Genomic DNA, 14,077 nt, shown 5'->3' with positions numbered 1-14,077 from the left:
ACCTCTGTGTGATGCTGTCAGGATCAGCATGGCGCGGCAGGGCACGGGCTGCCTCTTCTGATTGCGACGCGCAGGTGCCGCTTGTGCCGAAATCTGCGCTGCCACAGCGGTATCTGCGCATGGCCCCAGCCCATATGCCACTGAAAAATCAGCGGCTGCGATAGCGCCGGGGCGAGGTGGCAAATTCCCGCGTGAATTCGCGCGAGAAATGCGCCGTATCCGAAAAGCCGGTGATATAGGCAATTTCCGTCACCGAACTGCTGCTGTTGTCCAGCAACCAGCGCCCGTAGTTCAGCCGCATCCGCCGATAGGCCTGCACCGGCGTGATGCCGATGGCGGCCTGAAACAGCCGCTCAAGCTGCCGCAGGCTGACGCCGCAATAGCGCGCAATAGCGCTGGCATTGGGCGGATGGTCGATCTGCTGCTCCATGAAATGCAGCGCCTTGCGCACCCGGATGTCCACCTCTGCCTCGCCGGTGGGCAGATCCATGAAATGCGCCTGCGGCACGCTGGGAGAGCGGATCGAGGTCAGCATCATGTGGCGCATCGCCTGCTGCGCCCGGTCGCGCCCGCAATGGCGCGCAATCAGATACAGCCCCAGATCAATCGCCGCCGTCGATCCGGCGCAGGTGATGATATCGCCCTCGTCGATGAAGATACGCTCTACCGAAGTGCGCGCGGTCGGAAATTGCGCCGTAAAGGCATCCAGCACATTCCAATGCACACAATAGGTGCGCCCGTCGGTCAGGCCAACCCGCGCAATGGCAAAGCTGCCGGTGCAGACCCCCAGCAGCCGCACCCCTGCCCCATGCGCCTGCTTGATGTAATCCGACACGGCGGGGATCAGGTATTCATCGGAATAGCTGTTGCCGCCACAAATCGCCAGATAATCGAAGTCCTCCGGCGGGTGCAGATCCGGCAGGGTTTCAACCCGCACCCCGCAGCTTGATACGCAACTGCTTTGCCGATGGCTCATGACGTGCCAGCCGATGCGAATCTGCCGGCTTTTGCCACCGTCATCTGCCGCCAGCCGCAGCGCATCAATCAGGCCGGAAAAGGCCGCCAAGGTGAACTTGTTCAACAACAAAAAGCCGATGCGCAGATCCTGGCCGCCGGTCAGATGGGGATTGGTCATGGGGCCTCGCCTCTGGTGATGTCGAAAATATTCAAATAAATGGCCACCCCGTTCAATAGTCATGTCAGCATAGGCGCTACTCAGAAGGCCTAGAACCGCGATGGATCAACATCCGCGACACCAACAGGGAAAAACACGATGCGCACGAAACATATGCTGTTTGCCTCCGTAGCCGGTCTGGTCGGCGCCGCACAGGCGCTGTCAGCCGAAACGCTGACCGTGGCTTATTATGGCGGCAACTGGGGCGAGGCCTTTGATGCCTGCGTGGCCAAGCCGTTCACTGCCACCACCGGAATCGCAGTGATCGCGGAAATCGGCAATTCCACCACCACGCTGTCGAAGCTGCAACAACAGGCCGGGGCTGCCACGATTGATGTCGCTTATATGGATGGCGGGATCAGCGAAATCGCAGAGGCCGCCGGTGTGCTGGCCCCGATCCCGCTGGAGACGATGGCCCATGCAAAATCGCTGCTGCCAAAGGCCGCCTATCGCAACGGCGATCACGTCTTTGCCGTCAGCGCCGGATATTATTCGCTGGGCCTGACCTACAGCACCCTCGAAGTGCCCAGCGCGCCCGAAAGCTGGGATGCGCTGTGGGACGAAGCCTATGCCGGGGCCGTCGCCATTCCTTCGCCCAACAATTCCGCCGGGGTGCCGTTCATCCTGTTTCTGAACGACCTCTATGGTGCGGGCGACAGCACGCAGGACGCGGTATTTGCCAAGCTGGCCACGCTGGATGCCGGGCTGCTTTATGACACCTCGGGCGCGGCCAGCAATGCGTTCCAGAATGGCGAAGTGGCCATCGGCGCGCATTTCAACGTCGGGGCCTGGGATCTGATTGATGCCGGTCTGCCCATCGGCTTTACCGTGCCGAAGGAAGGCGTCTGGGCCACCGATGCGCGGATGCACATCGTCAAGGGCAGCAAGGCCCCCGAGGCGGCGGCAAAGTTCATCGACACGGCCATGACCCCGGCAGCGGCCACCTGCCTTGCCGAGAACCTCTATCTCGGGCCTGCCATCTCGGGTGTCGATCTGCCGGCCGATGTGGCGCGCAAACTGCCCTGGGGCGAAACCGGATCGGTGGCGGATCTGAAACTGTTCGACTGGGCCACCGTGAACGCCCAGCGCCCCGCCCTGACCGACCGCTGGAACCGTGAAATCGCGAACTGACAGACCATGACCCTTCTCAGCATCTCCGCCATATCCAAATCCTTCAGCGCCTATCGCGCGCTGGATGACGTGTCGCTGGATGTCGGGCAGGGAGAATTCATTTCCCTGCTCGGGCCATCCGGCTGCGGCAAGACCACGCTGCTGCGCATCATTGCCGGGTTCACCTCGGCGGATACCGGGCAGATCACGATCGAGGGGCAGGACATCACGCGCCTGCCCCCGAACCACCGCCCCCTGAACACCGTGTTCCAGAACTACGCGCTGTTCCCGCATATGAGCGTGCTGCAGAACGTGGCTTACGGGCCGATGCGGTCGGGGGCGAACCGCCATGACGCCACCGTCCGCGCCCGCGAAGCGCTGGAGATGGTGGGGCTGGCACATCTGGCCGACCGCAGCCCGCGCCAGATGTCGGGCGGGCAGCAACAGCGCGTCGCCCTGGCCCGCGCCATCGTCAACCGCCCGAAGCTTCTGCTGCTGGACGAACCGCTGAGCGCGCTGGACCTGCAATTGCGCAAGCGGATGCAGATCGAGCTGAAACAGCTTCAGGCGCACCTGGGCATCACCTTCATCTTCGTGACCCATGATCAGGAAGAGGCGATGGTGATGTCAGACCGGATTGCGGTGATGTCGGCGGGCCGGATCGAACAGATCGACGGCGGCAAGCAGATCTACCACCACCCGCGCAGCCGCTTTGTGGCCGAGTTCATTGGGGAGGCGAATTTTCTGCCTATGGCACCCTCTGGCCTGAGCCTCGCCCCGCAGGGCAATGCGCCCCGCACCGGCGTGCTGCGCCCCGAAAATCTGGCGCTGTTTGCCGCCGGGGCCACCCTGCCGGAGGGGCTGTTGTCGCTGACGGCCCGGGTCGAGACGATCACCTATGTCGGTGGCACCAGCAATATCTACCTTCAGGACGGCGGGCTGCGGCTGCATGCCCGGCTCTATGGTCCGCTGCCCGACGGCATCGCGGAAGGCGTGGTGGCGCAATGCGCCTTCCGCCCCGCCGATCTGCATATTCTGGAGGGATGAGCCATGTTCACCTCTCGCATGGCGCTGTTCGGATTGCTGGCCTTGCCGGTCAGCGTGTTCACCGCGTTTTTCCTGATCCCGCTTGCGGTGGTGTTTGTCGCGAGCCTGACCGTCGAGGGCAGCCTTGGCTTTGCCCATTACGGACGCATCCTGCTGGATGGCTATCACTGGTCGGTGATGCTGGTCACCTTCCGCCTTGCGGTGCTTGCCACGCTGCTGTGCCTGCTGCTGGGTTATCCGCTGGCCTGGTATATGGTGCGTATGGTGCAATGGCAGGCCTGGCGGCGCATCTGCGTGATCCTGCTGATCCTGCCGCTGTTCACCTCCAACATCGTGCGCTCGTTCGGCTGGATGGTGCTGCTGGGCCGCAACGGGCTGATGAATGAGGCGATACTCGGCTCTGGCCTGATTGCCCGGCCGCTGCGCCTGCTGGGCACCGAAACTGGCATTCTGATCGGGCTGGTCTATATCCTGCTGCCCTTTGCCGTGCTGACCATCGGCAATGCGCTGGCGCGGGTGGAGCCAGTTCTGGAACATGCCGCCCGCGATCTGGGGGCCACGCCCGCCCATACCTTCTGGAGCGTGACCTTCCCGCTCACCCTGCCGGGGGTCATGGCCGGGGCGATCATCGTCTTTTCCATGGCGATCAGCGCCTATGTAACCCCGGCCCTGCTGTCGGGCGGCAAGGTGACGGTGCTGTCGATGCTGGCCTTCCAGCAATATGCGACGGTGTTCGATTTCAACTATGGCGGCGCGCTGTCGATCACGCTTCTGGTCTTTACCCTGGCGCTGATCGGCCTGTCCTCTGTCATCATCCGTCTGGGAGCGCGCTGACATGGCCATCCGCCTCGCAATCCGCCTCGTGTCATTCCTGACGCTCGCCTATCTGCTGCTGCCGCTGCTGGTGGTGGTGGGCGGGTCGCTGACCGAAACCAAATACCTGGCCTTTCCACCCGAGGGCCTGACGCTGCGCTGGTATGAGGTGGTGCTGAACGATCCCACCTATCTGCGCTCGTTCCTCAACAGCGCGGTTCTGGCGGCGGCGGCCACGCTGGTCGCGCTGATCGTGGCACTGCCTGCGGCCATGGCGATTGCCCGCTTTGCCTTCCGGGGCAAGGGCCTGCTGTCGGCGCTGATGCTGTCGCCGCTGGTGCTGCCGCATATCGTGCTGGGCGCGGCGCTGCTGCAATATGGTGCGGCCATCGGCCTTGTGCGCAGCTTTGCCGCGCTGCTGGTCGGGCATGTGGTGATCGTCACCCCCTTCGTGCTGCGCAGCATCCTGCCACAGTTCTCGCCCGAACAGCTGTCGCTGGAGGAAGCCTCGCGCGATCTGGGGGCCAATGCCGCCACGACCTTCTGGCGGGTGACGTTGCCGCAGATCCGCTCCGGTCTGGTGTCGGGCGCGATCTTTGCCTTCATCACCTCGTTCATCAACGTCGAGCTGTCGATCTTCAACACCACCACCGCGCTCAACACGATCCCGGTGCAGCTGTTCAACTATGTGCAATATTCCGTGGACCCCTCGATTGCGGCGGTGTCCGCCCTCACCATCCTTGCCGCAGCCTGCGCGATCATCGTGATCGACCTGCTGATCGGTCTGGATTTCCTGTCCAAACCCTGATCCCCACCCTCATCTTCGGAGACTGACCAATGCGCGTTCAAGACGTGTATGATGTGATCTATACTCATACAGAAGGCGAACCCCTGTGCATCATCCACAGCGGCATCCCATACCCTGCCGGGTCGACCATCCTCGAAAAGCGCAGCTTTCTTGAGGAAAACTATGATTGGCTCCGCAAGGCGCTGATGCGTGAACCGCGCGGCCATGCCGATATGTTCGGCGTGTTCCTCACCCCGCCCTCCTCGTCAGATTATGATGCCGGCCTGATCTATATCGACGGCAAGGAATATTCGCACATGTGCGGCCATGGCACGATTGCGGTGGCGATGGCGATGGTGGCGCATGGTTTCGTGCGGCGTTCGCCCACCGGCCTCACCCGGATCCGGTTCGAGACGACGGCAGGGCTTGTCGTGGCCGAAGTGGCCACCGAAGGCGACCGCGTGCTCTGGACCCGGTTTGAAAACGTGCCCGCCTATGTGGCCGAACAGGACATCGCGTTCGAGCTGCCGGGCTATGGCAGCCTGAAGGCGGATCTGGTCTGGGGCGGCAATTATTTCGGCATCATCGACCTGCGCGGCACCGGCCTGCGGATCGGCCCGGAAAACGGCACCGAACTGTCGCGCATGGGCCTGATCGCGCGCGAGGCGATCCGCGCCAAGGTGAAGGTGCAGCACCCGACCGAGGCCCATATCAACAACCTGAACTTCGTGACCTTCTGGCACGAGCCCAGCATCGCGGGCGCCTTCTACAAGAATGTCCATGTGTTCAGCGCCGGGCAGCTTGACCGCTCGCCCGGGGGCACCGGCACCAGCGCGATGATGGCGATGTTCGAGGCGCGGGGCGAGATGCAGGTCGGGCAGACCATCACCTCGGAAGGGCTTCTTGGTTCCGGTGTGTTCGAGGGCAGTATTCTGGGCGAAACCAGACTGGGCAACACCCGCGCCATCCGCCCCACCGTCAAGGGCACGGCAGAGATTCTGGGCACGGCGCGCTGGGTCATCAACCGCGACGATCCGGTCGGGGCCGGTTTCCAGGTGCTCTGATCCTTCTGACACCGCAATGGCAGGGGGCACTTGTCCCCTGCCAGCCCCTCAGCGATGGGTGCGCGCCATCAGCGCCACCGCCGCCAGACCGACCCCCATCACCAGCAGCGCGGCGGGGGCGGCATCGCCCAGACGCTCCAGACTGGCCAGCTCATGCACCCGCGTCGCCAGCGTGTTGAAGTTGAACGGGCGCAGCAACAGGGTTGCGGGCAGCTCTTTCACGCAATCGACAAAGACCACCAGCAGCGCCGTCGCCACCGAGCCGCGCATCATCGGCAGATAGACCTCGCGCAGCACACCGCCCGCCGATCGGCCCAGCGCCCGCGCCGCCAGCGGCAGATTGGGCGAGACCCGCCCGAAGGCCGCATCGACCGCGCCCTGTGCAATGCCGAAAAAGCGCACCACATAGGCCAGCACGATGGCGGCCGAGGTGCCGGTGAGCATCAGGCCCGGATCCCAGCCGCTCAGCGCCAGCACCGCATCGGCCAGCCGGTGATCCAGCGCCGCCAGCGGGATCAGCAGCCCCAGCGCCAGCACCGCCCCCGGTGCCGCATAGCCCAGCGCCGTCACCGGCAGGATCCAGCGCGGCACACCGCGCCCCGCCATGCGCAGTCCATAGACCAGAAACAGCGCCGCCGCGACCGTCAGCACTGCCGCCGTGCCACCCACCATCAGCGTATTGCCCAGCGCCGCCAGCAAACCCGGTGCCAGCCAGCTTTCGGGATGGCGCAGCGCGTGCCCGCCCATCACCGCCACCGGCAGCACAAAACCCATGCCGAAGGGGATCAGGCACAGGCCGGTCGCCAGCCAGCCGCGCCAGCCGCGCAAGACCTGCGGCGAGACCGGGCGCGCCTGCCGGGCCGAGCCGTGAAAACGCGCGTTGCGGCGGCTTACCCGCTCCAGCGACAGCAGCAGCACGATCACCACCAGCGCCACGCCCGCAATCTGCGCCGCCCCGCCCGCATTGCCCGCCGTCAGCCAGGTTGAAAAGATGCCGGTGGTCAGCGTCTGCACACCAAAATGCGCCACCGTGCCGTAATCGGCCACCGTTTCCATCAGCGCCAGCGCCACCCCCGCCGCAATGGCCGGGCGAGCCAGCGGCAGGCCCACCCGGAAGAACACGCCCCAAGGCCCTGCCCCCAGCGCCCGTGCCACCTCGTAGGATCCGCCGGGCTGTTCGCGAAACGCCGCGCGGGCCAGCAGATAGACATAGGGATACAGCGCCGCCGACAGCACCACGATGGCCGCCGCGGGCGAACGTATCGCCGGAAACCAGTAATCCGCCGCCGTGCGCCAGCCGGTCACCGCCCGCAGCGACACCTGCAACGCCCCGGAATAATCCAGAAAATCGACCAGCGCATAGGCCCCGACATAGGCGGGCACCGCCAGCGGAAACAGCAGCGCATGATCCAGATAGCGCGACCCCGGAAAGCGATACATCACCACCAGCCACGCCGCCCCGGTGCCCGCCAGCGCCGTCAGCACCCCGACCCCCAGCATCAGCTGCGCCGTTGCCGCCATATAGCGCGGCATCACCGTCGCCATCAGATGCGGCCAGATGTTTTCGGTGGGATGGAAGGCGATCCACAGCACCGACAGCAGCGGGGCCAGCACCACCAGCCCGATCCCCGCCGCGCCAAGCGACCACAGATCGGGCATTCCGGGCCGACGCCCCGCTTTGCGCGGCATTCTCTGACTGTTTTGCTGGGTCATATTGCCCGCCCGCTTACAGGAAAGCGGTTTAACTGTCCAGAAAAGCCCGTATAGTCAGCGCACAAGAGCACCAATTGCCAGACAGGCCCTTCAGATGCGCATTGCCTACCATCTCGGCGTCCATTGCACGGATGACGACCGCCTTGTGCGGACCCTGCACAAGAATGCAGCCGCGCTGGCCGCCGAAGGCATCGAGGTGCCGCATCCGAACCGCTATCGCGCGCTGATCCGCGACACGGCCATTCAGCTCAAGGGACAGGCGGCCACGCAGGAAACCCAGGCCATCGTGCTGGATCAGATCATGGAGGCCGAAGTGGCCGAGCGCCTGATCCTGTCATGGGAGAATTTTCTGGCCTTCCCGGCCTGGGCGGTGCGCGGCGCGCTGTATCGCACCGGCGGCGAGCGGATGCGCGCTATCACCCAGATTTTCCCCGAGATCGAGGCCGAGTTCCATCTGGGCCTGCGCAATCCCGCCACCTATCTGCCGGAACTGCACCGCCGCCAGCGCGGCCGCGACTATAACGAATTCATCGAAGGCACCGATCCGGCCCTGCTGCGCTGGTCTGACCTGATCCTGAGCCTGCGCGCGCGCAACCCCGATGTGCCGGTCTTTGTCTGGGCTGATGAGGATACGCCGCTGATCTGGCCGGAGGTGCTGCAAAGCGTGTCGGGCCATTCCGAAGCGCTGGAACTGGAGGACAGCACGGACCTGCTGGCGACCCTGATGACGGCAGACGGGATGCGCCGCATGGTCGCCTATATGGACAGCCACCCGCCGCAGACCATTCCGCAGCGCCGGCGCATCGTTTCGGCCTTTCTCGACAAATTCGCCCGCCCGGAACAGGTGGACATGCAGTTCGCCCTGCCCGGCTGGACCGATGATCTGGTGGCGCAGATGACCGAACAATACGAGCGCGACATGGCCTATATCGCCACCCTGCCCGGCGTGACCTATCTGGAACCCTGATCCGGCAGAAAAAAACGGGGCCCTAAGGCCCCGCTTGTCTTATTGCATCCCGAGGGCGGCCTTGTAGAGATCCAGGATCGCCTCTTCTTCGGCAATGTCATCGGCGCTGCGTTTGCGCAGGGCGACGACTTTTTTCAGAACCTTGGTGTCATAGCCCCGGCCCTTGGCTTCGGCCATCAGCTCTTTCTGCTGTTCGGCCACATCTTTCTTTTCCGCCTCAAGCTGTTCGAAACGTTCGATGAATTGCTTCAGCTCGTCTGCGGTCACGTTATAGGCGTCGTTCAGGTCGCTCATCTTTGCCTCTGCATTGGGGATCCGGGGGGCCGGACGGGTCTGGCCCGGCGCTTGCCCCTTCCCTAGCGCCGGACCGGAAGCGGATCAAGCGCCCGCTCACAGCACCTCGGCCATACGGGCGAAAGGCAGCCGGGGGTTGCGGGGATGCACGCGGCTGGCATCGCCATAACCGAGATTGATCAGAAAGTTCACCTCCCAGGGCCGCCCGTCCAGAAAGGCGGCGGCCACCTTGCCCCGGTCAAATCCGCCCATCGGCCCGCAATCCAAGCCCAGCGCCCGCGCCGCCATGATGAAATATCCGGCCTGAAGCGTGCCGTTGCGCTGCGCATTGTCGCGCGCCACCTCGGGCTTGTCACGGAAACCCGCGCTGACATCAGCATGGGGCCAGAGCTCCGGCAGATTGCGCCAGAATTCCAGATCGTAACACATGATCGCGGTCGCGGGTGCGGCCATGGTCTTGTCAAGATTGCCCTTGCTCATCGCCGGGGCCAGCCGGGCCTTCGCCTCGGTCGATTGCACGAAGATCACCCGCAGCGGTTGCTGGTTCATCGCGGTCGGCCCCATCTTGGCCAGATCCAGCACCTGTTCCAGCAAGGCGGGTGCAACCGGGCGGTCCTGCCAGCCGGTATGGGTCTGCGCCACCTCGAACAGCAGATCCAACCCTGCCTGTGGCAAGGCGGGCATTTCCGCCCGTGCCGCCTCGATCCGCGCCACCGTCTCCTGATCTGCCATGTCCATTCCTTTCGCCCGATATCAACGCAGGACTTGCCAGCGCGCAGCCCCTCGGCTACGCCCTAGGACAAGCGCCGCGAAGGCGCAGGGTGCATATAATCCCGGACAGGGCAAGGGACAGAGTGGCCTTGCGCCACCGCCGAAAACAAGGGGCTGCCATGCAAATCTTGATCGTCATTGGCGCGGTCGTCGCACTTGCCGGAATTGTCGGGCTGATCTGGTGCATCCTGATGGCGCTGAAAGCGCGCAAGACCTCGTCCAATGACGAAGAGCTGCGCGCCCGGCTTCAGCGTGTGGTCATCGTGAACATGGGCGCGCTTGGTCTGTCGGCACTGGGGCTGATGCTGGTGGTGTCAGGCATCCTTCTGGCCTGATCCCGCCTGCGCGGCATGGTCGGCAAAATGGCCGCCCTGCGCAGCCAGATCGGCAATCAGCGGGGCCATCGCCCAGATCTCGGGCGCTTCCTGCCCCCATTCCGCCAGATCACGACGCAGGATCAGCAAACCGCGCTGATCCGCCCAGAACATCGGGCCACCCTGCCAGCGCGGAAAACCAAGACCCGCCACCAGCGCAAAGTCGATATCCGAGGCGCGCTGTGCAATCCCCCGCTCCAGCAGGCGCGCGCCCTCATTGGCCATAGCACTCAGCACCTGCGCGATGATCCGCCCCGCCGATGCACCGGTTTCAGGCGCTTCCGCCGCGGCCTCGGGCGCAAGCTGTGGCAGGCCAAAGCCGCGCAGCGCCCCGGCCACCCGTGCCGGAGCCTCGCCCTGTGCCAGAAGATGCGTCACCGCCGCCCGTCCAGCCAGCATCACCCGCCCGGCAATGCCCCCCGGAGCCGCCGCGCGCAGGCACAGCAGCCCAAGCCGCCGCGCCACCGCCCGCGCCGTGGCCACGGCTTCGGGCGCGGTCTGCGGCCCGACCGCCAGCTCTGCCAGCCGCCCGCCCACCAGCCGCAGGCCGATCATGTCACTGGCGCGCGGGCTGTCCGGCAGCGCCCCCCGCCCGGTCAGCGCCAGCACCGCGCCGGGCGGCGCCGCTTCGGCGGCCTCGGCCAGCAGACCCGCATCTGCCACCAGCACCAGATCGCTGTCGGCCAGCGCCGCCGCACCCAGCGCAGGGGTCAGCCGCTCCCAATCCGCATCGCGGGCCGCAGGGGTCAGCCGCCCCTCCTGCACGGCGGTTTCCTGAGCGGCAGCGATCCGCTCCAGCGCCTCAACGAGTTGAGGGCGGTTCGGCTCCACCAGCACCACCGGACATCCGGCCTGAAGCGCCAGCAGCGCCAGATCCGATCCTGCCGCGCCGATCACGCCCAGTTGCGCAACGGGCCGGGCTTCGGCCTTGGCCTCGGGGAAGCGCGCGGCAGCCCGTTCGGCGAAAAACGCATGGCGCAGACCGGCGGCCTCGGGTGTGGCCACCAGATCGGCAAAGGCGGCGCGTTCAAACACCATTCCCTGTTCGATCGGCAGCAACTGCGCCGCCTCCACGCAATCCACGATCCGCGCCCCGGCGGGCAACCGTGCCCCCGCCTGCGCCAGTCGCGCCGCCGCCACCGCCGCCTGATAGGCTGCGCCATCGCGCATCCCCTCGCGTCGGTCGCGCGTTGCCGTCAGCCGCCGCCCCACCAGCCCTTCGGCCAGCCGCAGCGCCGCCACCTCCAGACCATCCTCGACCACACCATCCAGCAGCCCAAGCGCAAGCGCCTCGGCCGCAGGAACCGGCTTGCCCGTCAGCATCAGCCGCAGCGCCTGCTCGGCCCCGATCAGCCGCGGCACCCGTTGCGTGCCGCCCGCCCCCGGCAGGATGCCCAGCGTCACCTCGGGCAGGCCCAGCATCGCATCGGCCCGCGCAATACGCGCATGGGCCGCGAGCGCCAGTTCCAACCCGCCGCCCAGCGCCGTGCCGTGGATCGCCGCCAGCACCGGCTTGGGGCAGGCCTCGATCCGGTCACACAGGTCTGGCAATTGCGGCGCGCGCGGCGGCTGGCCGAATTCGCTGATGTCGGCCCCCGCCGGAAAGGTGCGGCCAGCGGCGCGGATCAGCACCGCCCCCACCGTCGCATCCGCCTCGGCGACCTCGATGGCCTGCCACAGTGCGGCACGCAGCGCATGACCCAGCGCATTCACCGGCGGCGCGTCGATCACCAGCACCAGCACTGCGCCATGACGCTCTTGCCGCAGCGGCCCTGCCTGCTGATCCATCCTGAGTGCCCCCTGCATTCCCACCGGATCAGTTAAGAATCCAAACGGGGCGCTTGGCAATCCCGCCTTCGCGGCTTTGCCTTGATAACACGCCGATTTCCGCCGTATCGCGGCTCAGACCGGCATATTGTCGAAACCGGCCTCCACCACATCCTCCTCGGCGCGGGCCACATCTTCGGCGCGCCCGCTCTCAGGCTGCGGCACCGGCTGCGGCCTGACCGGCAGAATACCCATCAGCGCCTGCATTTCCGACAACAGGGCCAGAAGCCCCGCGCCCTCGGTCTGTGATTTTGGCATCTGAACCTCCCTCATGTTGCGCAGTTCCGGCAGAAGGGCGTGAAGGGCAGCACGTTCAGCCGCGCCTCGCCGATCTCTGCCCCGCATTTGGTGCATGTCCCGTAATCCCCCGCCGCGATCCGCCCCAGCGCCGCCTCGATCATGCGGATTTCCTGCTGGCCCGAGAGGCCCATGCCCTCCAGCACCTCATCGGTTTCCCGTTCGACCGCCAGCTCTTCCCAGTCTTGCGCCTGATGGCTGTCCAGTTCGGCCTCGATGGCGGTCAGCCGCGCCTGCAATGTGCCCAGCCGCCGTTCAAGCTGTGTCTTGCGTTCTGCCAGCGTGGCCATGGCTGTCTCCTTTATCCTGACAGTTTCAGACTAGGGGCTTTGCCTGCGCCAGCCTTGATGCAGGTCAATCCCCGGCGAGAAATTCACATTCAAAACTTGAAATATATCCGGCGGACCTATATCCTTCGCGAACCAAGCCTGCGAGGCCCGCCGATGTCGCCCCATGTCACCGCGTTTTTTGACGAAGCGACCAATACCATCACCTATCTGCTGCGCGAACCCGAAGGGCGGGCCTGCGCCATTGTCGATTCCGTTCTGGATTTCGACTATGCCTCCGGTCGGACCGATACCCGTTCCGCCGATGCCGTGATTGCGCAGATCGAGGCGCAAGATCTTGATCTGCAATGGATCCTTGAAACCCATGTCCATGCCGATCACCTGTCTGCCGCGCCCTATATTCAAGAGCGTCTGGGCGGCAAGATCGGCATTGGCGACCGGATCACCGTTGTGCAGGCGACCTTCGGCAAGATCTTCAACGAGGGCACGCGGTTCCAGCGCGACGGCAGCCAGTTTGACCGGCTGTTCCGCGATGGCGACAGCCTGCAGATCGGCCAGATGCGTTGCGATGTGCTGCACACGCCGGGCCATACGCCCGCCTGCCTGACCTATGTGATCGGCGATGCCGCCTTTGTCGGGGACACGCTGTTCATGCCCGATTTCGGCACGGCGCGCTGTGATTTTCCGGGCGGATCGGCAGAAGATCTTTATGATTCGGTGCAGAAGATCCTGCGCCTGCCCGATGCCACCCGCATCTTTGTCTGCCATGATTACATGGCCCCCGGACGCGAGGTCTTTGCCTGGGAGAGCACTGTGGGCGAGCAGAGGGCCCGCAATGTGCATATCGGGGCCGGGCGCGACAAGGCAGAGTTCGTGGCCATGCGGCAGCGCCGGGATGCCTCGCTGGCCATGCCCCGACTGATCATCCCGTCGCTGCAGGTGAACATGCGCGCGGGCCAGATGCCAGAGCCCGAGGACAATGGCCTGCGCTATCTGAAAGTGCCGCTGAACGGGCTGTAGCGCCTGCAAAAGCGGGCTGCCCTTCCTATTCCTGATGCGGGCGGATATGCTCCGCTCACCCGTAAACTGCCGCCGCATCGACCGGCTGCCTGCCTGAAGGACCGAAGGCCCATGGACATCCGCGCCCTGACCCCGAGCTATGCCGTATCGCCGCAGATCACGCCGGAGGATCTGCCCGCGATCAAGGCCGCAGGTTACGTCACGGTGATCGACAACCGCCCGGATGCTGAAATCCCCGGCGCGCTGCACACGGCCGCCATGCGCGCGGCAGCCGAGGCGCTGGGGCTGACCTTTGTCGCCAATCCGGTGATCGGCGGCGCGCTGACCGAGGCCAATGTGACGGCGCAGCGTCAGGCGATCGACAGCGCCGCCGGGCCGGTCTTTGCTTATTGCGCCTCGGGCAACCGCTCCTCCGTCGTCTGGGCGCTGGCCCATGCAGGGCGGATGAGTGCGGATGATCTGATCGGCATTCCGGCACGCTTCGGCTATAGCCTCGACTGGCTGCGCCCGACGCTGGAACAGGCCTGACCTC

General features: G+C 65.4%; 16 protein-coding genes. 9 read left to right on the top strand and 7 right to left on the bottom strand.

Features of this window, described 5'->3' with window-relative positions; translation table 11 throughout:
• Positions 1-148: 148 nt before the first annotated feature.
• Positions 149-1,135, bottom strand: coding sequence for a GlxA family transcriptional regulator (locus tag KM031_RS15920; protein ID WP_246566907.1), 987 nt, complete (start codon positions 1,133-1,135; stop codon positions 149-151).
• 138 nt (positions 1,136-1,273) lie between these two features.
• Between KM031_RS15920 and KM031_RS15915 the strand changes: the two genes are divergently transcribed.
• The 5 genes from KM031_RS15915 to KM031_RS15895 are packed head-to-tail and all read left to right on the top strand — an operon-like array spanning position 1,274 to position 5,995.
• Complete coding sequence (locus KM031_RS15915; protein WP_215504477.1) at positions 1,274-2,305, top strand: ABC transporter substrate-binding protein; 1,032 nt, start codon at positions 1,274-1,276, stop codon at positions 2,303-2,305.
• A 6-nt stretch (positions 2,306-2,311) separates the two neighbouring features.
• Entirely contained in the window at positions 2,312-3,331 is a 1,020-nt protein-coding gene (locus KM031_RS15910; RefSeq protein ID WP_215504478.1) for an ABC transporter ATP-binding protein, read from the top strand.
• Between the two features lie 3 nt (positions 3,332-3,334).
• Positions 3,335-4,165 (top strand): ABC transporter permease, encoded by an 831-nt coding sequence (locus tag KM031_RS15905; RefSeq protein WP_215504479.1) that lies wholly within the window; start codon positions 3,335-3,337, stop codon positions 4,163-4,165.
• A gap of 1 nt (position 4,166) precedes the next feature.
• Entirely contained in the window at positions 4,167-4,952 is a 786-nt protein-coding gene (locus KM031_RS15900; RefSeq protein ID WP_215504480.1) for an ABC transporter permease, read from the top strand.
• Between the two features lie 29 nt (positions 4,953-4,981).
• Positions 4,982-5,995: a proline racemase family protein gene (locus KM031_RS15895; protein ID WP_215504481.1), complete on the top strand. Its 1,014-nt coding sequence runs from the start codon at positions 4,982-4,984 to the stop codon at positions 5,993-5,995.
• Positions 5,996-6,043: 48 nt separating this feature from the next.
• On the opposite strand, the gene KM031_RS15890 is transcribed toward KM031_RS15895, so the two are convergent.
• Positions 6,044-7,684: an ABC transporter permease gene (locus KM031_RS15890; protein ID WP_246566909.1), complete on the bottom strand. Its 1,641-nt coding sequence runs from the start codon at positions 7,682-7,684 to the stop codon at positions 6,044-6,046.
• Between the two features lie 118 nt (positions 7,685-7,802).
• On the opposite strand from KM031_RS15890, the gene KM031_RS15885 reads away from it, so the two are divergent.
• Positions 7,803-8,675 (top strand): hypothetical protein, encoded by an 873-nt coding sequence (locus KM031_RS15885; protein ID WP_215504483.1) that lies wholly within the window; start codon positions 7,803-7,805, stop codon positions 8,673-8,675.
• Between the two features lie 39 nt (positions 8,676-8,714).
• Here the strand turns inward: KM031_RS15885 and KM031_RS15880 are convergent, their stop codons facing one another.
• Both KM031_RS15880 and KM031_RS15875 read right to left on the bottom strand, forming a co-directional pair.
• Positions 8,715-8,969: a DUF2312 domain-containing protein gene (locus KM031_RS15880; RefSeq protein ID WP_215504484.1), complete on the bottom strand. Its 255-nt coding sequence runs from the start codon at positions 8,967-8,969 to the stop codon at positions 8,715-8,717.
• 96 nt (positions 8,970-9,065) lie between these two features.
• A complete protein-coding gene (locus KM031_RS15875) occupies positions 9,066-9,701 on the bottom strand; it encodes a malonic semialdehyde reductase (RefSeq protein WP_246566910.1) in 636 nt (211 codons plus the stop codon).
• Between the two features lie 158 nt (positions 9,702-9,859).
• Between KM031_RS15875 and KM031_RS15870 the strand changes: the two genes are divergently transcribed.
• Positions 9,860-10,075, top strand: a complete 216-nt coding sequence (locus KM031_RS15870) for a hypothetical protein (protein ID WP_215504485.1) — start codon at positions 9,860-9,862, stop codon at positions 10,073-10,075.
• On the opposite strand, the gene KM031_RS15865 is transcribed toward KM031_RS15870, so the two are convergent.
• The 3 genes from KM031_RS15865 to KM031_RS15855 all read right to left on the bottom strand — a co-directional run bounded on the left by KM031_RS15865 (position 10,055) and on the right by KM031_RS15855 (position 12,528).
• Positions 10,055-11,902, bottom strand: coding sequence for an enoyl-CoA hydratase-related protein (locus KM031_RS15865; protein ID WP_215504486.1), 1,848 nt, complete (start codon positions 11,900-11,902; stop codon positions 10,055-10,057). The two genes, KM031_RS15870 and KM031_RS15865, sit on opposite strands and share 21 nt — an antisense overlap.
• Positions 11,903-12,016: 114 nt before the next feature.
• A complete protein-coding gene (locus KM031_RS15860; RefSeq protein ID WP_215504487.1) occupies positions 12,017-12,199 on the bottom strand; it encodes a hypothetical protein in 183 nt (60 codons plus the stop codon).
• 11 nt (positions 12,200-12,210) lie between these two features.
• Positions 12,211-12,528 (bottom strand): TraR/DksA family transcriptional regulator, encoded by a 318-nt coding sequence (locus tag KM031_RS15855; protein ID WP_215504488.1) that lies wholly within the window; start codon positions 12,526-12,528, stop codon positions 12,211-12,213.
• 153 nt (positions 12,529-12,681) lie between these two features.
• On the opposite strand from KM031_RS15855, the gene KM031_RS15850 reads away from it, so the two are divergent.
• Both KM031_RS15850 and KM031_RS15845 read left to right on the top strand, forming a co-directional pair.
• Positions 12,682-13,545: an MBL fold metallo-hydrolase gene (locus KM031_RS15850; protein ID WP_215504489.1), complete on the top strand. Its 864-nt coding sequence runs from the start codon at positions 12,682-12,684 to the stop codon at positions 13,543-13,545.
• A 111-nt stretch (positions 13,546-13,656) separates the two neighbouring features.
• The gene (locus tag KM031_RS15845; RefSeq protein WP_215504490.1) at positions 13,657-14,073 is read left to right on the top strand and encodes a protein tyrosine phosphatase family protein; all 417 of its coding nucleotides are present in this window, start codon (positions 13,657-13,659) and stop codon (positions 14,071-14,073) included.
• Positions 14,074-14,077 lie beyond the last annotated feature (4 nt).

Origin of the sequence: Gemmobacter fulvus, assembly GCF_018798885.1 — a bacterium.
Taxonomy (GTDB): Bacteria; Pseudomonadota; Alphaproteobacteria; order Rhodobacterales; family Rhodobacteraceae; genus Gemmobacter; species Gemmobacter fulvus.
This window is presented reverse-complemented; position numbering and strand designations above follow the sequence as displayed.

Coding starts and splice junctions, on each gene's coding strand:
- KM031_RS15890 (WP_246566909.1), bottom strand. CDS start 7,684: ATGCCGCGCAAAGCGGGGCGTCGGCCCGGAATGCCCGATCTGTGGTCG.
- KM031_RS15900 (WP_215504480.1), top strand. CDS start 4,167: ATGGCCATCCGCCTCGCAATCCGCCTCGTGTCATTCCTGACGCTCGCC.
- KM031_RS15860 (WP_215504487.1), bottom strand. CDS start 12,199: ATGCCAAAATCACAGACCGAGGGCGCGGGGCTTCTGGCCCTGTTGTCG.
- KM031_RS15910 (WP_215504478.1), top strand. CDS start 2,312: ATGACCCTTCTCAGCATCTCCGCCATATCCAAATCCTTCAGCGCCTAT.
- KM031_RS15875 (WP_246566910.1), bottom strand. CDS start 9,701: ATGGCAGATCAGGAGACGGTGGCGCGGATCGAGGCGGCACGGGCGGAA.
- KM031_RS15850 (WP_215504489.1), top strand. CDS start 12,682: ATGTCGCCCCATGTCACCGCGTTTTTTGACGAAGCGACCAATACCATC.
- KM031_RS15855 (WP_215504488.1), bottom strand. CDS start 12,528: ATGGCCACGCTGGCAGAACGCAAGACACAGCTTGAACGGCGGCTGGGC.
- KM031_RS15870 (WP_215504485.1), top strand. CDS start 9,860: ATGCAAATCTTGATCGTCATTGGCGCGGTCGTCGCACTTGCCGGAATT.
- KM031_RS15905 (WP_215504479.1), top strand. CDS start 3,335: ATGTTCACCTCTCGCATGGCGCTGTTCGGATTGCTGGCCTTGCCGGTC.
- KM031_RS15885 (WP_215504483.1), top strand. CDS start 7,803: ATGCGCATTGCCTACCATCTCGGCGTCCATTGCACGGATGACGACCGC.
- KM031_RS15920 (WP_246566907.1), bottom strand. CDS start 1,135: ATGACCAATCCCCATCTGACCGGCGGCCAGGATCTGCGCATCGGCTTT.
- KM031_RS15845 (WP_215504490.1), top strand. CDS start 13,657: ATGGACATCCGCGCCCTGACCCCGAGCTATGCCGTATCGCCGCAGATC.
- KM031_RS15865 (WP_215504486.1), bottom strand. CDS start 11,902: ATGGATCAGCAGGCAGGGCCGCTGCGGCAAGAGCGTCATGGCGCAGTG.
- KM031_RS15895 (WP_215504481.1), top strand. CDS start 4,982: ATGCGCGTTCAAGACGTGTATGATGTGATCTATACTCATACAGAAGGC.
- KM031_RS15880 (WP_215504484.1), bottom strand. CDS start 8,969: ATGAGCGACCTGAACGACGCCTATAACGTGACCGCAGACGAGCTGAAG.
- KM031_RS15915 (WP_215504477.1), top strand. CDS start 1,274: ATGCGCACGAAACATATGCTGTTTGCCTCCGTAGCCGGTCTGGTCGGC.